Consider the following 20,093-nt stretch of genomic DNA (forward strand, 5'->3'; position numbering starts at 1 on the left):
GTGCACCCTAAAAGTTTTTTATCTAACTTTTAGGGTGCACTTCTTTTCAGAAATCAGTTGTTCCTAATTACGCAAGGAAAGAAATCAGGACACCGGCAGCTACGGCAGAACCGATTACTCCGGAAATGTTACTTGCCATACAATACTGCAATACATGATTTTTCGGGTCATATTTCAAAGCAATCTCGTTAGCAACACGGCTTGCCATAGGCACAGCACTTAATCCGGTAGCACCGATAAGCGGATTGATTTTCTTCTTGGAGAAGAGATTTACCAATTTCACAAACAGAATACCACCTGTAATAGAAAGGGCAAATGCCAAGAATCCGCCTATCACGATACCGATAGTCGTCCAGTTCAAGAAAGCTTCTGTCGTCATAGTAGCACCAACAGACAATCCTAAGAAAATAGTAGCAGCATTCATAATGCTGTTAGAAGCTGCATCAAACAAACGGAAAGTATTTGTTCCGATCTCTTTCACCAGATTACCGAACATCAACATACCAATCAAAGGTACTGCGCTAGGGACGAAAAGAGCGACAACAGTAGTCACTACAATCGGGAAGATAATCTTCAATACACGCAAATTTTTGATTTCTGTTTTTGACGGATACTTCTTTTCTTGTTCTTTCATGTTGATACTTAACTCTTTCTTTGAACAAAGCAGTTTCACTACCAGCGGAATAATCACCGGAACTAACGCCATATACGAATAAGCGGCAATAGCAATCGGTCCCAGCAAATGCGGAGCCAGCTTAATGGTTGTAAAAATGGCCGTCGGACCGTCCGCACCACCAATGATGCCCAAAGAAGCTGCTTCTTTCGGAGTAAATCCCATCAAAATAGCCACCAGCAACACGGTAAAGATACCAAGCTGCGCAGCAGCACCAAATATGGAAAGACGTAAATTACGTAACATCGGTCCGAAATCTGTCAACGCACCGACACCCATAAAGATGATTGGAGGCAGGAAACCGGTTTTTATCAACATATAGTAAATGAAGTTCATTAATCCCAATTCGTGGGCAATGTCATGCAACGGCATTTCCCAAATGTTCTTCATCACTCCATTTATCATTACCATACCATTCTCATCTGCCTGAATAACTCCCATATCTCCACCGGGAAAGTTGGCAAGCAACACCCCGAAAGCAATGGGAACAAGCAGCAGCGGTTCATACTGTTTCTTGATACCGAGATAGAGCAGAACAAACGCGATGGCATACATTATCAGGAACTGCGGTTCGGCAATGATATTGCTGAACGCAGTCATCTCGTATAAATTCTCAAATATCTCGTTCATTATCCTATCTTCATTAATACATCATCTTCTGAAACAGCATCTCCCGGAGTAACGCAAATGGCAGTAACCGTACCGCCAAACTCTGCACGAATGGCATTGTAGGTCTTCATGGCTTCCACATAACAAATGACATCACCTTCTTTCACCGTGTCGCCTACTTGCAAAGCAGTCTCCTGCGCATTCTTCACCAAGAAGAATTTGCCTTCTAGCGGCGAAAGCACTTCCTTGCCCTCTCCGGCCGGAGCAGCGGTAGCGGCTGATGCAACAGGAAGTTCGGTATCACCGTAAGCCACTGTCACACGATAGGCCTGTCCGTCAACTTGCACAGTCAGTGTCTTCGGTTTTGCATCTTCCTCTGGAGATTTATCTTTTTCCGCACGACGCTTAGCAACGTCTTCCAAGAAGTCTTCTTTTGCTTTCCCACTCTTGTAAGCCTCATACTGAGCCGGATGCATGGCATATTCGAAGAGTTCTTCGTCATCCTGCCCTACGTCCCATTTATTCTCCTTCATCAACTTACGGTATTTGTCGAGACTGTCCGGATAGTTATCCTGCGGATTCCCTTCAAAGAATTTACGGCCTTCACGCTCCGCCTTTTCAATAATTTCAGGAGCGAGTTTACCCGGCAAACGTCCGGCTTTACCCAAAATCATATCCCAAATATCGTCGGCAATCATTCCCCAGCGCTCCTTACCTTTCTCCATCGCCATCACGTTCATCATGGCCAGATTCTTCACATATTGACTGAATGGTGTAACCAACGGAGGATAACCGACACGAGGCCATACGTAAGCCACTTCATCAAACAACTTAATAAGAAGCTGATCCTGTGTCATAAACGGCAAATTACGTTTTGCCTTGTATTTATTGATAGATTCAAGATTGGATTCAAGGTCAGCCATCAAACTCCCCATCATACCGCCCGGCAATCCGGGAGCAATCAATAAAGAGTTCATCAGACGGTTTTTCGGGCTGATGTACAATCCGAGAAAATCATCCATAAATTCCTGAATTAATGCACGCACCTTCATATAAGCTTCCATATTGATTTCAGGAACCTGATATCCGGCGTCTTTCAACATAGCCTGTACACTCAGCAAATCAGCATGACCTGTACCCCATGACAATGGTTCCATACCTACGTCGATATAATCACATCCTGCCTCACATACTTCAAGAATACTTGCCATATTAAATCCGGGACCGGCATGGCTGTGATATTGCACAGGAATATCGGGATGAGCAGCCTTGATATTCGCTACAATTTTACCCAAAGAAACAGGGCGTCCAATACCTGCCATATCTTTGATGCAGATTTCATCGGCTCCCAGTTTGATAAGCTCCAACGCCATATTGGTGTAGTACTCCACAGTATGAATAGGCGAATGAGTGATACAAAGCGAACATTGAGAAATCATCCCAGCTTCCTTTGCATACGTAATGGAAGGGGCAATATTGCGGACATCGTTCAATCCGCAGAATGTACGGGTAATATCTGTGCCTTGTGCTTTCTTTACTTTATAGAACAGTTTGCGGACATCTGCCGGAACAGGACTCATACGGAGTCCGTTCAGCGCACGGTCGAGCATATGAGTTTGAATACCGGCTTCGTGGAACGGCTTAGTCCATTCACGTACAGCCTTATTCGGATTCTCACCAAACAATAAATTTACCTGTTCAAAACCTCCGCCATTGGTTTCTACGCGGGCAAAACAGCCCATTTCAACAATAGCAGGAGCTACCTTTACGAGTTGATCTACACGAGGTACATATTTTCCGGCAGATTGCCACATATCTCGGAAAACCAAACTAAACTTTACTTCTCTTTTCATGTCTTTCAATGATATAACTTTTTATAGATTTATAATTTTTCCACTTTAGTGACTTTTCCCTTACCTAATGTCACCACATTCACAGCAGCACTGATAGCGGCCAGAATATTTCCCGGAATAGGCGCAGGACCTTTCTGTGTTTCCTTCTTCGCAGGAAGCACTTCTTCAGGAGCATATTTGTTGACCAGAGTAATTAAAAATTTGCCTAAATAAATCACAATCAGCAGAATAACAAATACTGTAGCCATTCCGACTACCATCAGCAGGATCGCTGTTTCGATATTTTCCATATAATTAAATTATTAGTAATTTCAGTCGTTTATTCAAAAAGCGTTCGAAAATACCAAATATTTATTATAAAATTAATTAAGGGAGGGATAATAAAGTATAAAACCACAAAGTTTCTTGCTCGCAGACATATAAAACAAGTGTGAAAGAAAGCTCAAAGGAACTTTCTTTCACACTCTCCAAAATTTCCAAAGTATGGAATATACTTTAAAACTCGCTTGTAAAATGGAATTTAATATGCTTGAAATCCATTTGAGCCATCTGAAGTACATAACCGGAATCTGCCAGGAATACATCACGTCCTTCCCTATCCTTTGCCATATACTGATATTTGCGTTTCTTGAAAGCTTCCAATTCTGCCGGATCATCACTTTCTACCCAACAAGCCTTATAAAGACTCACCGGCTCCCATCGGCAAGACGCGTTGTACTCATTCAACAGACGATATTGGATAACCTCAAACTGCAACTGCCCCACCGTACCGATAATCTTACGACCGTTGAATTGATTGACAAACAACTGAGCCACACCTTCGTCCATCAACTGATCAATTCCTTTAGCCAGTTGCTTCTGCTTCATCGGATCGGCATTCTCAATATACTTGAACATTTCCGGCGAGAAACTCGGCAAGCCGCGGAAGTGAAGCATTTCACCTTCCGTCAGCGTATCGCCAATCTTGAAAGTACCATTATCCGGCAAACCGATAATATCTCCGGCGTATGCCTCGTCAATCGTTGTCTTACGCTGTGCCATAAACTGGGTAGGCGATGAAAAACGCATTGTTTTTCCATGGCGTACATGCTGATAAGGAGCATTTCGTACAAATTTTCCGGAACAGATCTTACAAAATGCAACACAAGAACGGTGATTCGGGTCGATATTAGCGGTAATCTTAAAGATAAATCCGGTGAATTTAGGTTCTTCCGGTTTCACTTCTCTTTCTTCAGCCTGCACAGGACGAGGACTCGGAGCGATTTCCACGAAACAGTTCAGCAACTCCTGAACACCGAAGTTATTCAAAGCCGATCCAAAGAATACCGGTGCACAGTCACCCGCTAAATAAGATTCAACATCAAACTCCGGATAAACCCCTTCAATCAGCTCCAGATCACCACGCAGCTTATCCGCCAGCGTTTTGCCAATCTGCTTATCCAACTCTTCCGTATGAATATCGACGGCAACCTTTTCCGTCACCATCTGTTTAGACGGCTGATACAAATCCAGTTTCTGTTCATAAATATTATATACCCCCTTAAAACGAGGTCCCTGTTCAATCGGCCATGACAAGGGACGAACTTGAATCATCAACTCCTCTTCCAATTCATCCAGCAAATCGAACGGGTCTTTTCCCTCACGGTCCATCTTATTAACAAAAATAATTACCGGAGTCTTTCGCATACGGCAAACTTCCATCAACTTGCGCGTCTGTGTTTCCACACCTTTTGCACCGTCCACTACAATAATCACACTATCCACTGCAGTCAACGTACGGTATGTATCTTCGGCAAAATCCTGGTGTCCGGGAGTATCGAGGATATTAATCTTGTAGTCCCGATAATCAAACTCCATCACGGAAGTCGTCACCGAAATACCACGTTGCTTCTCAATTTCCATCCAGTCGGACGTAGCCGTTTTCTTAATCTTATTACTCTTTACCGCACCCGCTACCTGAATCTGTCCACCAAAAAGCAATAATTTCTCCGTCAAAGATGTCTTACCCGCATCCGGATGCGCAATAATGGCGAACGTTCGCCGTCTCAAAATTTCTGTATTATCTGCCATATTTATTCATCATTCTTCATTTTACCAATGCATCGTTCAAGACTCTCTTCCCAATGAGGAATCTCGATGCCGAACGTTGTTTTTATCTTTGTCTTGTCCAATACGGAATAAGCGGGACGGTTTGCCTTTGCCGGATATTCCGCAGTGTGCAAAGGTTTCACTTTACAAGAAGTTATTCCCGCCAAACGATGAATAGCTACCGTAAAGTCATACCAGGAACATACGCCTTCATTGCTGAAATGATAAATACCACGAACTATCCCCTTATTGATAATTGTGTAAATAGCCCGCGCCAGATCATTGGCATAAGTAGGAGTTCCTATCTGGTCAAAAACGACTCCCAAACCATCACGTTCCTTTCCGAGACGAATCATCGTTTTCACGAAATTATTTCCATAAATGGAATAAAGCCATGCGGTACGGATAACTACCGCTTTCTCACAATGGTCCATCACTTCCTGTTCACCTTCCAGCTTGGTAGAACCGTAAATTGAGTCCGGACAAGGCTTGCATTCTTCCGTATAAGGAGTATGAGCAGTCCCATCAAAGACATAGTCCGTAGACACTTGAATCATAGCAGCATTATTGGCTTGCGCGGCACGTGCCAGAATACCCGGAGCTACACTATTAAGTTTATGAGCCAATTCCCGGTCATCTTCCGCCTTGTCTACTGCCGTATAAGCTGCACAATTTACAATCACATCAATCTGTTTTTCAGAAATGTATGACCAAACGGCTTCTTTATCACATATATCAAGTTCCTGAACATCCGTAAAATAATACAAATGTTGCGGGTTCTCTTTCGCAAGTACCTGCATCTCATTGCCAAGCTGACCGTTGGCACCCGTTACTAAAATTTTCATTTATTCGTCCAATTTTAATTCACCTTTGCGGTCTTTATCATAATAGTTCGCCAACATAGACAAGAAACTAGTGATAGCTTCCACTGCTTTTGCAGTGCCTTCGCTAATCGTTTTTTTCTGAAGACGAAGCAAAAACACACCATACAATGCCTCAAAGCAAGTTTCCAATTCGGGCTCTTCTTTCTTACCGTTCTTATTTCGCAATTCTACGATAAATGGTAATGCCTTGAAATAAGCGGCACTATAAAAAGGAAATTTAGGAGAAGAAGTCAATGCATTATGCAATTCAGTCAAATTGATAATTACATTTTTATTAATCTGCAGATGTCCTTTTTCACGAACACCTTCCTCACCCATCATCGTTATCAGATTTCCATACCATTCTCTCATGGCAGGCCGCTGGTCTTCCGGATAGCGGGCAATCACATTCGCTTCGATTTCCTCCGGTTCACAATGATTGGCGCGGATCAGATCTTCCTCCTGCCACATATATATAAGGTATTCGGCAATATTCTTTTCTTTCAGTTGTTGTGCTATCTGATTCATAAGCTATTTCTTAATAAAGCGACTCTCCCAGCAATGTATAAACCAGTCCGGCTACAGACACCAGCATCACAATACTGCCAATAACCCGGTTTAGTATCCAGATACCGCGCAAATTGAATTTCGTACGTACCTTATTCACAAAATAAGTGATTCCGAGCCACCACGTCAAAGCACCCATAGCTATGGCAAAATATCCTGTTATCTCTTCGAACACCAATACACCCGGCTGCACAAATGCAAAACGGGCAAAAAGTCCGATAAACAGGAATATAATTAATGGATTGGAAAGCGTTACAAAAAAAGCGGTAATGAAATTATGAAAATAGGAACCCTTATTCGACGAAGCCGGACGAATGGATTGTACCGGATTGCTCCGAAAGGTATATATACCAAAAAGGAGTAGCATAATGCTCCCCAACAATTGCAAATAGAAAATATTCTTATTGATATAATCAAATACAAAACTCATACCATAACCGGTAAGCAAAGCGTATGCTATATCGCTCAAAGAAGCTCCCAGCCCTGTTACAAAGCCATACCAGCGTCCTTTATTCAAGGTCCTTTGAATGCACAGCACGCCCACCGGACCGAGAGGTGCGGACACAACAACGCCAATAATAAAGCCTTTAACTATTATATCGAATATTGTCTCTATCTGAATCATGTCGCAAATATCGCACTTTTTTATGATATGGGGATAGTATATTAACGTTTTTTCCACACAAGAATAATCAAAATGTCCCTCTATCCCTATTTGTGCACGTTGCTAGGCGGATATAAAAGAGAAAGACGGTCTATTATTGCCGTATTAGCCATTGGTTCCCCTTCAGGAGAAACCTTTACAGGCATATCCTTCCAGATCCCTACAAATTTATCATCTGAATCCGTGATAAATATCTCTTTAACAATCTTTGTTTCCGTATCATATCTACACCCCCAAAGTGTACGCACATGACTTGGTGGATAGGAATTCATACCAAAAACACCACCAGCTTCGAACCCTGCAATAAGGATATTTGAAAAGTCTTTTATAGTTGAAGGATAAAATTCCGCAAAAACAGTATTATCATCTTCCGAGAAGTCATGATTAGGGAAAACGTCCGGTAAAAAAGTTTTAAAATACCATGATGTAGCAGTAAGTACATAACCTGTATCATTAGGATATTTTTTAGCGAATTCTTCAAAGACTGCCAATTGACGATAGCTAGCCGTTTCACGTCCGGGTATATAACCATTAGGAGTAGTAACCGGCAAAACACCTCCACCTGCTATATAAAGATTCTGCCACCACTGAATCATATTAGTGAAGGCACACGCCCAGCAAAGATTGGAATCATAAGAAAAACCTTCCTTACCATAAGCTTTATTCTGATCATACCATCCACTAGACATAGTAACGTTCTTTGCAAAAAGTACTCCATCTTCCTGCGGTTTGTCAGGAGCAAGAGGTATTTCCGCCACAATGACTTCCGTATCCCATTCGGTTACTTGTAGAGAAAAATCTATTGAACGAGTAGCTGTCTTTATCGGCTTAATAGTGAGCAAATATTTTTTATTACGACGATTAATCGTATTAGTATTATCAATTACTATGTCCTTCACTTTTCCCAAATCTGGTCGACGAGGAGTAATATGGATTTTAATGTCTTTACTCTGATAAAAATAGGCTATATTCTCGGGAGTATTGACAGCAGTCAGTTTCGAACTATAATCAGTCTTTTCCTGAACCGCATTTTCAGAAATAGCATCAGAAAACAAAGCACCTTCAGTGGTCTGCAAGTCCTCAACTTCAATTTGGTAACTATTATTATATAAATCTTCAAGACCTTCTACCTTCCCAACTTGGACATAAAGGGCCGAAGGAATCCGTTGAAGAGTAGCAGTCACCGGAAGTTGAGACACAGCATTAGCAGTAGGAATATCTATTCTTGCAGTAGACATAGGAAAGCCTTTATTTATAAAATCTTTCGGCTGCCGGGTAGTTTTATATCGCAATAGTTCTGTCTCGGTAATAGGTTTCGTCTGTATTTCTTCATTTGCAACCAAATAAGCCCGTACCCCATCAGTTACGACATCTTCAGGAAGAGTAATAGAAAAAGCATCTCCGTCAAACGTGTGTTGACGGCTTTCTTGCAACACTTCTTTTCCGTTGGCATCGAATAAAAAAAGAAAGAGACTTTTGACTGCTGCTTCCTGTTCCGTCTGGCTTCCCCCAATGCTTTCCCGGAAATCACTCACATTGATTTTAAACTCTAAATGCCGCTCGCCATTGTTTGAAATTTTGTCGTCATCTTCTTTTGTACAAGAATATAAGATTCCGGACAAAAGGAATAAGGTAAATAATGATAGTAGCCTGCTTTCCATTTTAATTATATTTTAAATTCAACTAAATTGCTTTACATTCCAAGATAACCTTAAAGCTAGTGTGTTGTGTTTTACATTAGTTGTAAAAAGCAGACTGCTTGTTGTAGAAACAAAGATAAAACATTTATTGGGAATAAGTACTATACAAATGCATAATAATATTATAAAAATCCGGAATATAATTGTTCTACCATCCCGAATAACCCATTTTACTATACCTTTTTATATTCAACGTCGAAAGAAAACATCTAAAATCTTGTAAGTACCCCGATTTATCTTCCTTTTTTTTTTCACCACCAATGAAATTCCTTATCTTTGCACCACAGAAAAAAATAGCAAATCATAAAATCATATATATAAGACATGATTCTTTTTTTCAGAACCCCTTCCAAGAGCGTGATTGCCGTAGAGAGCAACCATCAGCTCACCCCTGACGAAAGTAATAAACTCTGCTGGCTTTTTGGCGAAGCCGTGATGGAAAGTGAAGAAAACCTGAAAGGCTGTTTCGTTGGTCCGCGCCGCGAAATGATCACTCCTTGGAGTACAAACGCTGTAGAAATCACCCAAAACATGGGACTTGAAGGCATCAGCCGCATCGAGGAATACTTCCCTGTTAAGGACGAAAATGCCGATCATGACCCGATGCTCCAACGTATGTACAAAGGACTCGACCAGAACGTATTCACAACCAACCGTCAGCCGGAGCCGATCATTTACATCGAAGATCTCGAAGTGTATAACGAAAAAGAAGGTCTGGCACTTTCTAAAGAAGAAATGGACTACCTGAAGAAAGTTGAAAACGATCTCGGCCGTAAGTTAACCGACTCTGAAGTTTTCGGTTTTGCACAAATCAACTCCGAACACTGCCGCCACAAAATTTTCGGCGGAACGTTCATCATCGACGGTGTGGAACAGGAATCTTCCCTGTTCCAGATGATCAAAAAGACCACACAGGAAAATCCGAACAAAATCATCTCCGCTTATAAAGATAATGTAGCCTTCGCCGAAGGTCCGGTTGTGGAACAGTTTGCTCCGGCAGATCACTCCAAACCTGATTATTTCCAAATAAAGGATATCAAAAGCGTTATCTCACTGAAAGCGGAAACACATAATTTCCCGACAACCGTAGAACCGTTCAATGGTGCATCTACCGGTACAGGAGGTGAAATCCGCGACCGTATGGGTGGTGGTAAAGGCTCTTGGCCGATTGCAGGTACTGCTGTCTACATGACTTCTTACCCGCGCACGGAAGAAGGACGCGAATGGGAAGAAATCCTTCCGGTACGCAAATGGCTGTACCAGACTCCCGAACAGATTCTTATCAAGGCTTCCAATGGTGCTTCCGACTTTGGCAACAAGTTCGGTCAACCGCTAATCTGCGGTTCGGTGCTGACTTTCGAGCACACAGAAAATAAGGAAGTTTATGGTTACGACAAAGTAATCATGCTTGCCGGTGGTGTAGGCTACGGTACGCAACGCGACTGCTTGAAGGGAGCTCCCGAAGCAGGAAATAAAGTTGTGGTCATCGGTGGTGATAACTATCGTATCGGACTGGGTGGCGGTTCTGTTTCTTCTGTCGATACAGGCCGTTACAGCAGTGGCATCGAGTTGAATGCAGTACAACGCGCCAACGCCGAAATGCAAAAACGTGCCAATAACGTAGTACGCGCTCTTTGCGAAGAAGATGTGAATCCGGTAGTTTCTATCCACGACCACGGTTCGGCCGGACACGTCAACTGCCTGTCCGAATTGGTAGAAGAATGCGGTGGATTGATCGACATGAGCAAATTGCCTATCGGCGACAAGACATTATCAGCCAAAGAAATCATCGCTAATGAAAGTCAGGAACGTATGGGGCTGCTGATAAAAGAAGAAGCAATCGAACACGTACGTAAGATTGCCGAACGCGAACGTGCTCCGATGTACGTAGTCGGTGAAACAACGGGTGATCATCGTTTCGCTTTCCAACAAGCTGACGGTGTGCGTCCGTTCGACCTTGCCGTAGAACAGATGTTCGGTTCTTCTCCCAAGACATACATGATAGACAAAACAGTGGAACGTCATTACGAAATGCCGAAATATGAATTGTCTAAACTTCATGAATATCTGACGAATGTATTGCAGCTTGAGGCTGTAGCTTGCAAAGACTGGTTGACGAATAAGGTAGACCGTTCGGTAACAGGTAAAGTAGCTCGTCAGCAATGTCAGGGTGAACTTCAGTTGCCGTTGAGCGACTGTGGTGTCGTAGCACTCGACTACCGTGGCGAGAAAGGTATCGCTACCTCTATCGGTCATGCTCCACAAGCCGCATTAGCCGATCCGGCTGCCGGCTCTATCCTTTCCGTATCCGAAGCATTGACCAACCTTGTTTGGGCTCCGATGGCGGAAGGCATGGACAGCATTTCTCTGTCTGCCAATTGGATGTGGCCTTGCCGCTCTCAAGAAGGTGAGGATACCCGTCTTTACACAGCTGTTAAAGCATTGAGCGACTTCTGCTGTGCGCTGCAGATCAATGTTCCTACCGGAAAAGACTCTCTGTCTATGACACAGAAATATCCTAACGGTGAGAAAGTTATTTCTCCGGGAACAGTGATTGTTTCTGCAGGCGGCGAAGTTTCCGACGTAAAGAAAGTTGTATCTCCGGTATTGGTTAACAATGAAAAGACTACACTTTATCATATTGACTTCAGCTTCGATGAACTGAAACTGGGTGGTTCGGCTTTCGCCCAATCTCTGGGTAAGGTAGGCGATGATGTACCTTGCGTACAGGACGCTGAATATTTCCGCGATGCATTCCTTGCCGTACAGGAACTTGTCAACAAAGGACTGATTCTTGCAGGACACGATATATCTGCCGGTGGTTTGATTACCACATTGCTCGAAATGTGTTTCTCTAATGTAGAAGGCGGTATGGAAATCAGCCTTGACAATATGAAGGAACAGGATATCGTTAAGATTCTGTTTGCAGAAAATCCGGGTATCGTTATCCAGATCAGCGACAAGCATAAGAATGAAGTGAAGAAGATTCTGGAAGATGCAGGTATAGGTTTCGTGAAATTGGGTAAACCGACTGACGAACGTCACATTCTAGTATCCAAGGACGATGCTACCTACCAGTTCGGCATCGATTATATGCGTGATGTCTGGTATTCTTCCTCTTACCTGCTCGACCGCAAACAGTCTATGAACGGTTGCGCCAAGAAACGTTTCGAGAACTACAAGATGCAACCTGTAGAATTCGCATTTATGCCGGAATTCAAAGGTAAGCTTTCTCAATATGGCATTACTCCGGACCGTCGTACTCCAAGCGGTATCCGTGCCGCCATCATCCGTGAAAAGGGTACAAATGGCGAACGCGAAATGGCTTATTCACTCTACTTGGCAGGCTTCGATGTGAAAGACGTTACAATGACCGACCTTATCAGTGGACGTGAAACACTGGAAGATGTAAACATGATTGTTTACTGTGGTGGCTTCTCCAACTCTGATGTGCTTGGTTCTGCCAAAGGATGGGCGGGTGCATTCTTGTTCAATCCTAAAGCAAAAGAAGCATTGGATAAATATTATGCACGTGAAGATACCTTATCATTGGGCGTTTGTAACGGTTGTCAGTTGATGATGGAGCTCAACCTTATCAATCCTGAACTGGAGAAAAAAGGCAAAATGTTGCACAACGATTCACATAAATTTGAGTCACGCTTCCTCGGCCTTACCATACCGACAAACCGCAGTGTAATGTTCGGTTCTCTAAGTGGTAGCAAACTAGGTATTTGGGTGGCCCATGGTGAAGGAAAGTTCTCTTTGCCATACGATGAGGATAAATATAATGTAGTAGCGAAGTATAGCTATGATGAATATCCGGCTAACCCGAACGGTTCCGACTATTCTGTCGCAGCATTGGCAAGTGCAGACGGCCGTCACCTGGCTATCATGCCTCACTTGGAACGTTCTATCTTCCCGTGGCAAAACGGTTGTTATCCGGCCGATCGCAAAAACAGCGATCAGGTAACTCCATGGATAGAAGCATTTGTCAATGCCCGCAAGTGGATTGAGACAAAAATGAAATAAACAGTCCTTTAAAATTTTATGCCACAAAGAGAGTGTGTCAGTTCTGATACACTCTCTTTTTTTCTCCTTCTGCTTCCCGCTGTAACTTAATTCCTGTTTTCTGCAACTTAATTCCTTGAAATAAACAACATATACAAACAGCGATAGAATAACTGATCCGCCAGATATTTGAGATCCACGTTATCTTTATCCAAAATTTTGTTATATCGAAAATTCTTTCTAATTTTGTCAAACTTTTCCTCCTCTAGAATAAGATTCAATAACCCTTAAAAGTCCTATTCACATGAAAAAATGGATTTTTCTATTATTATTGTTTCCTCTAACCTGTGTCGCTCAGACGTATCAATATCTTGGAGTGGAAGATGGGTTAAGCAATCGGCGAGTTTACTGCATTCAAAAAGACAAAATCGGTTATATGTGGTTCCTCACTCACGAAGGAATCGACCGTTATAACGGCAAAGAGTTCAAACAATATAAACTGATGGATGGTGACATAGAAGTGAATTCTCTGTTAAATCTCAACTGGCTATACATCGACCAAGAAGGAGTACTATGGGAAATCGGGAAAAAAGGAAAGATATTCCGATACGATGAGCTTCACGATACCTTCGAACTCGTCTATAAGCTACCGATAGAAAACTTTCGCGATTTGCCTGCTCCTATCAGCTTTGCATGGCTTGACGAAAACAAACAAATCTGGCTATGCAATGAAGAAACAATCTTCCTCTACAACACAGCTACCGGCCAGATCGGTCACATAAAGAATAAAATAAAAGAAGAAATCACAGATATCGAACAAATAGATAAATCTCATTTCTTTATTGGCACGGAAAGGGGTGTTCACTATGCCAAACTGGAAAACAACACTTTGGAACTTATCGACTGTGACAAATTGGAAAATCAAAAAGTTCAAGTCATCGATCTCTATTTTGATAGAAAAATCGGGAAACTATTTATCGGAACTTTCCAACGGGGAATTCTCGTTTACGACATGAGTATCAAATCCGTCACACAGCCGGAACACAATTTAAAAGATATCAGTATCACGCAATTCAAGCCTCTGAATGACAAAGAATTGCTAGTAGCCACAGACGGAGGAGGAGTTCATAAAATAAATACTGAAAACTACTTACTGGAGCCTTATATCATCACAGACTACAACAGTAATAATGGTATGAACGGCAACAGTATCAATGACATTTATGTAGACGATGAAGAACGTATCTGGCTGGCAAACTACCCTATTGGGATTACAATACGGAATAACCGTTACCCCAGCTACAAATGGATTAAGCATTCTATAGGCAACAAACAATCTTTAATCAACGACCAAGTAAATGCAGTCATTGAGGACAGAGATGGAGATTTGTGGTTCGCAACAAACAATGGTATCAGCTTCTTCAATTCAAAGACCGGCCAATGGAGTTCGGTCCTCAGTTCTTTTGAAAAACCGCAGGCAAACAAGAGTCACATCTTCCTTACCCTCTGCGAAGTATCTCCCGGCACAATCTGGGCAGGAGGATATTCCTCCGGAGTATACCAAATAGACAAGAAGTCTCTACAAATCAGCTATTTCATGCCACCGCTATATAGCGAAGGGGTCATGCGACCGGACAAATATATCCGTGATATCCGTATGGACTCACAAGGATATATCTGGTCAGGTGGATTCTACAACTTAAAACGTATCAACCTGAAAACGCAGAATGTACGGCTTTATCAAGGACTGAACTCCATTACCGCCATTACTGAGAAAGATGCCAATAGTATGTGGATAGGTAGTGCAACAGGACTATATCTTCTGGATAAAGAATCCGGAAAATTCGAGCATATCAAACTTCCGGTAGAATCTACCTATATCTATTCTTTATATCAAGCCAAGAACGGTTCGTTATATATTGGAACCAGTGGTTCGGGATTGTTAATCTACGACTTTGCCCAAAAGTTATTCACTCATTACTACTCGGAGAATTGCGCCCTGATATCCAATAATATCTATACCATATTATCAGATGCGGACAAAGAATTACTGATGGGTACGGAAAACGGACTAACAAGTTTTTATCCGCAACAGAAGAAGTTTTATAACTGGACTAAAGATATGGGGTTAATGACCACGCATTTCAATGCGCTGTCTGGTGTTTTACGTAAGAACAACCACTTTGTTTTTGGTAGTTCGGAAGGGGCTGTCGAATTTCATAAAGATATGAAATTGCCTAGAGATTACTCTTCCAAAATGATTTTCAGTGATTTCAAACTCTTTTATCAGACTATTTATCCGGGAGACAAGCACTCTCCGCTAAAAGAAAGTATCAATGATATCAAAACATTGGAACTAGGATATAATCAGAACATTTTCTCTGTACAAGTTTCTTCCATCAACTATGACTACCCTTCTAATATTCTATATTCCTGGAAGCTAGACGGTTTCTATGAAGAATGGAGCAAACCCGGAGTCGAAAGTACGATACGCTATACCAACCTCGCACCCGGAGAATATACCCTAAGGGTACGTGCAATTTCTAATGAAGACAAACGCGTCGTTATTGAAGAAAGAAGCATCGATATTATTATTGACCAGCCGTTTTGGTTAACATTCTGGGCAATGTTGTTTTATGCAGGTATCCTATTTCTCATAGCTTCCGTCTTATTGCGTATTATAATTTTAAGAAAACAACGTAAGGTCTCTGATGAAAAGATACATTTCTTTATCAATACAGCACATGATATCCGTACTCCATTGACACTGATCAAAGCACCTTTGGAAGAACTCCGTGAAAAAGAAGAACTGAGCAAAGAGGGAATTTCTAATATGAATACAGCTCTGCGTAACGTGAATGCGCTATTGCGCCTTACGACCAATCTTATCAATTTCGAAAGGGCAGATGTATATTCTTCCGAGCTGTACATTTCGGAACATGAGCTAAATACGTTTATGAACGAAATATATGGAGCATTCCAGCAATATGCCAATATTAAACATATTAACTTCACCTACGAGAGTAATTTCAGATACATGAACGTGTGGTTCGACAAGGAAAAGATGGAATCCATCCTCAAAAACGTCATTTCGAATGCATTGAAGTATACACCGGAAAATGGCAGTGTACAAATCTTTGTTTCAGAAGCTGCGGATTCGTGGAGCGTGGAAGTCAGCGATACGGGAATCGGAATTCCTGCCAATGAGCAAAAGAAACTGTTCAAACTGCATTTCCGTGGCAGTAACACGATCAACTCAAAAGTGACGGGCAGTGGTATCGGACTTATGCTAGTCTGGAAATTAGTCCGACTGCATAAAGGAAAGATAAATTTGTCAAGTATCGAAAATCAGGGATCAATCATCAAAATAACTTTCCCGAAAGACAGTAAACGTTACCGCAAAGCACACTTGGCAACGCCAAACAAACAGCGTCCGGAAACAAAAAGCAGCAACAACATCCCACTCCCGGCACCTGAAATTTACGAGAATACACAAAAGAAAGAAAAGAAAGAAAAGAAAGAAAAAAGCCAACGTATTCTGATTGTGGAAGATAATGATGAATTACGCAATTATCTGTCACAAACATTATCCGAAGACTACCTCATTCAAGTATGTTCCAACGGAAAAGAAGCATTGACCGTCATTCCCGAATATAAGCCGGATCTGGTTATCTCGGACATTATGATGCCGGAAATGCGAGGTGACGAGCTATGTCAGGCTATCAAAAGCAATATCGAAACCTCGCATATCCCCGTTATCTTATTGACCGCACTGAATAATGAGAAAGATATTCTTTCCGGACTCCGGATCGGGGCAGATGAATATGTGTTAAAGCCCTTCAATATCGGTATATTGAAAGCAACCATCTCCAACTTGTTGGCTAATCGCGCACTTCTACGCAACAAATATGCCAGCCTAGATCCGGAAGATGAAGAGAATGATGATGAAGAAGAATACATCAACTACTCTCAGGACATCGACTGGCAGTTCATAGCAGATGTCAGAAAGAATATAAAAGACAACATTGACAACTCTGCGCTCACAGTAGATGTACTCGCCAGCCTGATGGGCATGAGCCGTACTAGTTTTTATAACAAGCTGAAAGCGCTTACCGACCAGTCACCGGGTGATTACATCCGGCTGATTCGCCTGAAACATGCCATAAAGTTACTAAAAGAAAATGTACATAATATAACTGAAATATCCGAAATGACAGGATTCAATGATGTCAAGTATTTCCGTGAAGTATTCAAGAAACACTATAATGTGAGTCCCAGCCAATATTTTAAGGAGAAAAAAGAAGACAACAAGGAAGGAGGAGAAAACGAAGAATGAACATATATCTCGAATCATTTGGAATCTTTTTTAAAATAGGCGCCTTCACCATCGGAGGAGGATACGCGATGGTGCCATTGATTGAAAATGAAATCGTAACCAAACGGAAATGGATTGCACAGGACGACTTTATCGACCTGCTGGCTATCTCTCAATCCGCTCCCGGCATTTTGGCAGTCAACATATCCATCTTTATAGGATACAAGTTACGTGGTATACGGGGAAGTATTGTCACGGCACTGGGAACGATTCTGCCATCTTTCATTATCATATTGGCCATTGCCCTGTTTTTCCACAACTTCAAAGATAATCCGATAGTGGAACGGATATTCAAAGGAATCCGTCCGGCAGTAGTGGCGCTTATCGCCGCACCTACGTTTACTATGGGGCGGTCTGCAAAAATCAATCGTTACAATCTGTGGATTCCGGTTGTATCGGCACTACTTATCTGGCTATTGGGCTTCTCGCCCATCTGGATTATCATAGCTGCAGGTGTAGGAGGCTTCCTTTGGGGAAAGGTTAGAGAAGTTGAGAGGTGAGAGGTGAGAGTGAGGGGGCAGTACTATGTACTATTTATTATTTGTTCTAAATAAAAAGAGATGATATATATTCAGTTGTTTTATACGTTTTTCAAAATCGGACTCTTCGGCTTCGGAGGAGGATATGCAATGCTTTCCATGATTCAAGGGGAAGTCGTTACCCGTTATGGATGGGTAAGTTCGCAAGAATTCACAGATATTGTCGCGATCAGCCAAATGACACCGGGACCTATCGGAATTAACGCCGCTACTTATGTGGGATTCACTTCCACAGGCAGTATCTGGGGGTCTATCATTGCAACCTTCGCCGTAGTCCTTCCCTCCTTTATTTTAATGCTGACTATCAGCAAATTTTTTCTGAAATATCAGAAACACCCGGTAGTGGAATCAATCTTCAACGGACTACGGCCAGCAGTCGTAGGACTGCTGGCCTCTGCCGCATTGGTATTAATGAATGTAGAGAACTTTGGCTCACCTACAAAAGATACCTATACATTTGTTATCAGTACCATCATCTTCCTGATTGCTTTTATCGGAACGAGAAAATACAAGGCCAATCCGATTCTGATGATTATCGCTTGCGGTATTGCAGGATTGCTGCTCTATTAAAGCTTTACCTTTTTACTTACGGACTTCGATTCATTATGTAGACGGTCCAAAGCCGTTACCACATAGCGATGTTTTGTTTTCCCCGTCTCGTATGGAAGTTTGTAGAAAGGATTACTGGTGATGGCTACAATATGAGAAGGATCGTCAAGGTTCACCTTCTCTTTTCCGCTGAAGCGGTAAACCACATACCGCACCGCTTTATCCATTTCCGTTTCCGCTTTCGGAGCAGTCCAGAAAAGGACATAACCGTCTTCTGTCCACACTTTCTTCATTTTGCGTACTTTGCCCGGAGCCTTGTCGTCCATAAAATCGAAGACGGGAATCAAAGCAGGATATTTATGATACTCGCTCACTAAAGCATCACGGTATCGGCCTTGATTTTCAACAACGGCTGAAGCATACCATTGACAACTGCCACCAATCGTCTGATAAGCACGTTGCAAGACCATTTTTCGCGGGAGCTGATTGATGGAAGGATTCTTCGGATCAGCATGTTGGATCGTATTCGGTACCGACTGACCGATAAATAACGGACGGTTCTCCGAATGCGTAGCCCACCATTTCACTAAAGTCTCATAGTCGGCAGCCTTATGACCTATTTCCCAATAAATCTGTGGAATATTATAATCAATCCATCCTTCACGCGCCCAAAGCAACACATCGGCATACAGGTCATCATAATTCTGCAAACCATTGGTATCACTGCCCAACGGATCACTCTTCTGATTACGGTAAATGCCGAAAGGACTGATACCGAACTTTACCCACGGCTTTACGGCACGGATTGTCTCATGAAGCTTTTTAATCAGCACATTGACATTACTACGACGCCAATCGGCCTTATTCGTAAAACCACCGCCATAGCGGGCAAAGCTCGCATCATCCGGAAAGTCCATTCCTTTCACGGGATAAGGATAGAAATAATCGTCCATGTGGATAGCATCCACATCATAACGGGACACGATATCGGTCACGATTTTACAAATATAGTCCCGACTTTCAGGAAGTGCCGGATCGAAATACAGCTGATCGCCATACGTAACAAACCATTCAGGGTGTTGATGATAAATATGTTCCGGCGCCAACTGATTTTTCAGCGAAGTCTTCACCCGGTAAGGATTGATCCAGGCATGGAACTCCATATTCCGTTTCCGGCACTCTTCAATCATAAATTGCATCGGGTCCCACATAGGAGAAGGTATCTGCCCCTGCGTCCCTGTCAGGAAACGGCTCCACGGTTCATGCTGCGAAGCATACAACGCATCCGCTTCGGGACGCACCTGGAAAATAATGGCATTGATACCTGCCCCTTGAAGAGAATTCAATTGATCAATCAACGTTTGTTTCAGCTTTCCGGTAGGGATACCTTTGAACTGCCCGTTGACAGCTTGTATCCACGCTCCACGAAATTCACGTTTGGGATATTTATTGCCGGATGGCACTTGTGCCCTCACTCCTACCACCAGAAGAAGAGCGAAAAGTAAAAGATAGTTTTTCAGCTTCATAATATTCTTAAATCGTAATAATGTGACGCAAAGATAATACAAACTCCCGATAAATTCGCTAACTTTGCCGACTACCATA

The 20,093-nt window shown here is 42.4% G+C and carries 13 protein-coding genes; 4 read left to right on the forward strand and 9 right to left on the reverse strand.

The features are described from left to right. Positions 1 to 67: 67 nt before the first annotated feature. From ACNOGP_RS20155 to ACNOGP_RS20190, 8 genes are all read right to left on the reverse strand, one after another. Entirely contained in the window at positions 68 to 1,303 is a 1,236-nt protein-coding gene (locus tag ACNOGP_RS20155) for a sodium ion-translocating decarboxylase subunit beta (protein WP_007758628.1), read from the reverse strand. After that, complete coding sequence (locus ACNOGP_RS20160) at positions 1,303 to 3,135, reverse strand: biotin/lipoyl-containing protein (RefSeq protein ID WP_143866633.1); 1,833 nt, start codon at positions 3,133 to 3,135, stop codon at positions 1,303 to 1,305. The genes ACNOGP_RS20155 and ACNOGP_RS20160 overlap by 1 nt, the downstream gene beginning before the upstream one ends. 29 nt (positions 3,136 to 3,164) lie before the next feature. Next, positions 3,165 to 3,425, reverse strand: a complete 261-nt coding sequence (locus ACNOGP_RS20165) for an OadG family protein (protein ID WP_007758068.1) — start codon at positions 3,423 to 3,425, stop codon at positions 3,165 to 3,167. A gap of 205 nt (positions 3,426 to 3,630) precedes the next feature. After that, complete coding sequence (locus ACNOGP_RS20170) at positions 3,631 to 5,205, reverse strand: peptide chain release factor 3 (protein ID WP_007758067.1); 1,575 nt, start codon at positions 5,203 to 5,205, stop codon at positions 3,631 to 3,633. 2 nt (positions 5,206 to 5,207) lie between these two features. Next, the gene (rfbD, locus tag ACNOGP_RS20175) at positions 5,208 to 6,068 is read right to left on the reverse strand and encodes a dTDP-4-dehydrorhamnose reductase (RefSeq protein ID WP_418213555.1); all 861 of its coding nucleotides are present in this window, start codon (positions 6,066 to 6,068) and stop codon (positions 5,208 to 5,210) included. After that, positions 6,069 to 6,614: a DUF4924 family protein gene (locus ACNOGP_RS20180; protein WP_007758621.1), complete on the reverse strand. Its 546-nt coding sequence runs from the start codon at positions 6,612 to 6,614 to the stop codon at positions 6,069 to 6,071. A gap of 10 nt (positions 6,615 to 6,624) precedes the next feature. Further along, positions 6,625 to 7,278, reverse strand: coding sequence for a LysE family translocator (locus ACNOGP_RS20185; RefSeq protein ID WP_007758618.1), 654 nt, complete (start codon positions 7,276 to 7,278; stop codon positions 6,625 to 6,627). An 86-nt stretch (positions 7,279 to 7,364) separates the two neighbouring features. Beyond that, entirely contained in the window at positions 7,365 to 8,978 is a 1,614-nt protein-coding gene (locus tag ACNOGP_RS20190; RefSeq protein ID WP_418213556.1) for an IdeS/Mac family cysteine endopeptidase, read from the reverse strand. A gap of 363 nt (positions 8,979 to 9,341) precedes the next feature. On the opposite strand from ACNOGP_RS20190, the gene purL reads away from it, so the two are divergent. The 4 genes from purL (at position 9,342) to ACNOGP_RS20210 (ending at position 18,509) form a co-directional block, all read left to right on the forward strand. After that, positions 9,342 to 13,046 (forward strand): phosphoribosylformylglycinamidine synthase, encoded by a 3,705-nt coding sequence (gene purL, locus ACNOGP_RS20195; protein ID WP_418213557.1) that lies wholly within the window; start codon positions 9,342 to 9,344, stop codon positions 13,044 to 13,046. 283 nt (positions 13,047 to 13,329) lie between these two features. Next, on the forward strand, positions 13,330 to 17,361 hold the full coding sequence (locus ACNOGP_RS20200) for a hybrid sensor histidine kinase/response regulator transcription factor (protein ID WP_287669145.1): 4,032 nt from the start codon (positions 13,330 to 13,332) through the stop codon (positions 17,359 to 17,361). Continuing rightward, positions 17,358 to 17,900 carry a chromate transporter gene (locus ACNOGP_RS20205; protein ID WP_186967025.1) on the forward strand — a complete coding sequence of 181 codons (543 nt, stop codon included), beginning with the start codon at positions 17,358 to 17,360 and terminating at the stop codon, positions 17,898 to 17,900. The genes ACNOGP_RS20200 and ACNOGP_RS20205 overlap by 4 nt, the downstream gene beginning before the upstream one ends. 60 nt (positions 17,901 to 17,960) lie before the next feature. Then, on the forward strand, positions 17,961 to 18,509 hold the full coding sequence (locus tag ACNOGP_RS20210) for a chromate transporter (protein WP_272719681.1): 549 nt from the start codon (positions 17,961 to 17,963) through the stop codon (positions 18,507 to 18,509). On the opposite strand, the gene ACNOGP_RS20215 is transcribed toward ACNOGP_RS20210, so the two are convergent. Next, positions 18,506 to 20,092, reverse strand: a complete 1,587-nt coding sequence (locus tag ACNOGP_RS20215) for a glycoside hydrolase family 10 protein (protein ID WP_270541605.1) — start codon at positions 20,090 to 20,092, stop codon at positions 18,506 to 18,508. The two genes, ACNOGP_RS20210 and ACNOGP_RS20215, sit on opposite strands and share 4 nt — an antisense overlap. Position 20,093 lies beyond the last annotated feature (1 nt).

The organism is Bacteroides difficilis, assembly GCF_048319815.1.
Lineage (GTDB): Bacteria > Bacteroidota > Bacteroidia > Bacteroidales > Bacteroidaceae > Bacteroides > Bacteroides zhangwenhongii.

What these genes read in the sequence shown, in the direction of transcription:
- ACNOGP_RS20165 (WP_007758068.1), bottom strand. Translation starts at nt 3,425, where the DNA reads ATGGAAAATATCGAAACAGCGATCCTGCTGATGGTAGTCGGAATGGCT.
- ACNOGP_RS20210 (WP_272719681.1), top strand. Translation starts at nt 17,961, where the DNA reads ATGATATATATTCAGTTGTTTTATACGTTTTTCAAAATCGGACTCTTC.
- ACNOGP_RS20180 (WP_007758621.1), bottom strand. Translation starts at nt 6,614, where the DNA reads ATGAATCAGATAGCACAACAACTGAAAGAAAAGAATATTGCCGAATAC.
- ACNOGP_RS20155 (WP_007758628.1), bottom strand. Translation starts at nt 1,303, where the DNA reads ATGAACGAGATATTTGAGAATTTATACGAGATGACTGCGTTCAGCAAT.
- rfbD (WP_418213555.1), bottom strand. Translation starts at nt 6,068, where the DNA reads ATGAAAATTTTAGTAACGGGTGCCAACGGTCAGCTTGGCAATGAGATG.
- ACNOGP_RS20185 (WP_007758618.1), bottom strand. Translation starts at nt 7,278, where the DNA reads ATGATTCAGATAGAGACAATATTCGATATAATAGTTAAAGGCTTTATT.
- ACNOGP_RS20190 (WP_418213556.1), bottom strand. Translation starts at nt 8,978, where the DNA reads ATGGAAAGCAGGCTACTATCATTATTTACCTTATTCCTTTTGTCCGGA.
- ACNOGP_RS20200 (WP_287669145.1), top strand. Translation starts at nt 13,330, where the DNA reads ATGAAAAAATGGATTTTTCTATTATTATTGTTTCCTCTAACCTGTGTC.
- purL (WP_418213557.1), top strand. Translation starts at nt 9,342, where the DNA reads ATGATTCTTTTTTTCAGAACCCCTTCCAAGAGCGTGATTGCCGTAGAG.
- ACNOGP_RS20205 (WP_186967025.1), top strand. Translation starts at nt 17,358, where the DNA reads ATGAACATATATCTCGAATCATTTGGAATCTTTTTTAAAATAGGCGCC.
- ACNOGP_RS20160 (WP_143866633.1), bottom strand. Translation starts at nt 3,135, where the DNA reads ATGAAAAGAGAAGTAAAGTTTAGTTTGGTTTTCCGAGATATGTGGCAA.
- ACNOGP_RS20215 (WP_270541605.1), bottom strand. Translation starts at nt 20,092, where the DNA reads ATGGTAGTCGGCAAAGTTAGCGAATTTATCGGGAGTTTGTATTATCTT.
- ACNOGP_RS20170 (WP_007758067.1), bottom strand. Translation starts at nt 5,205, where the DNA reads ATGGCAGATAATACAGAAATTTTGAGACGGCGAACGTTCGCCATTATT.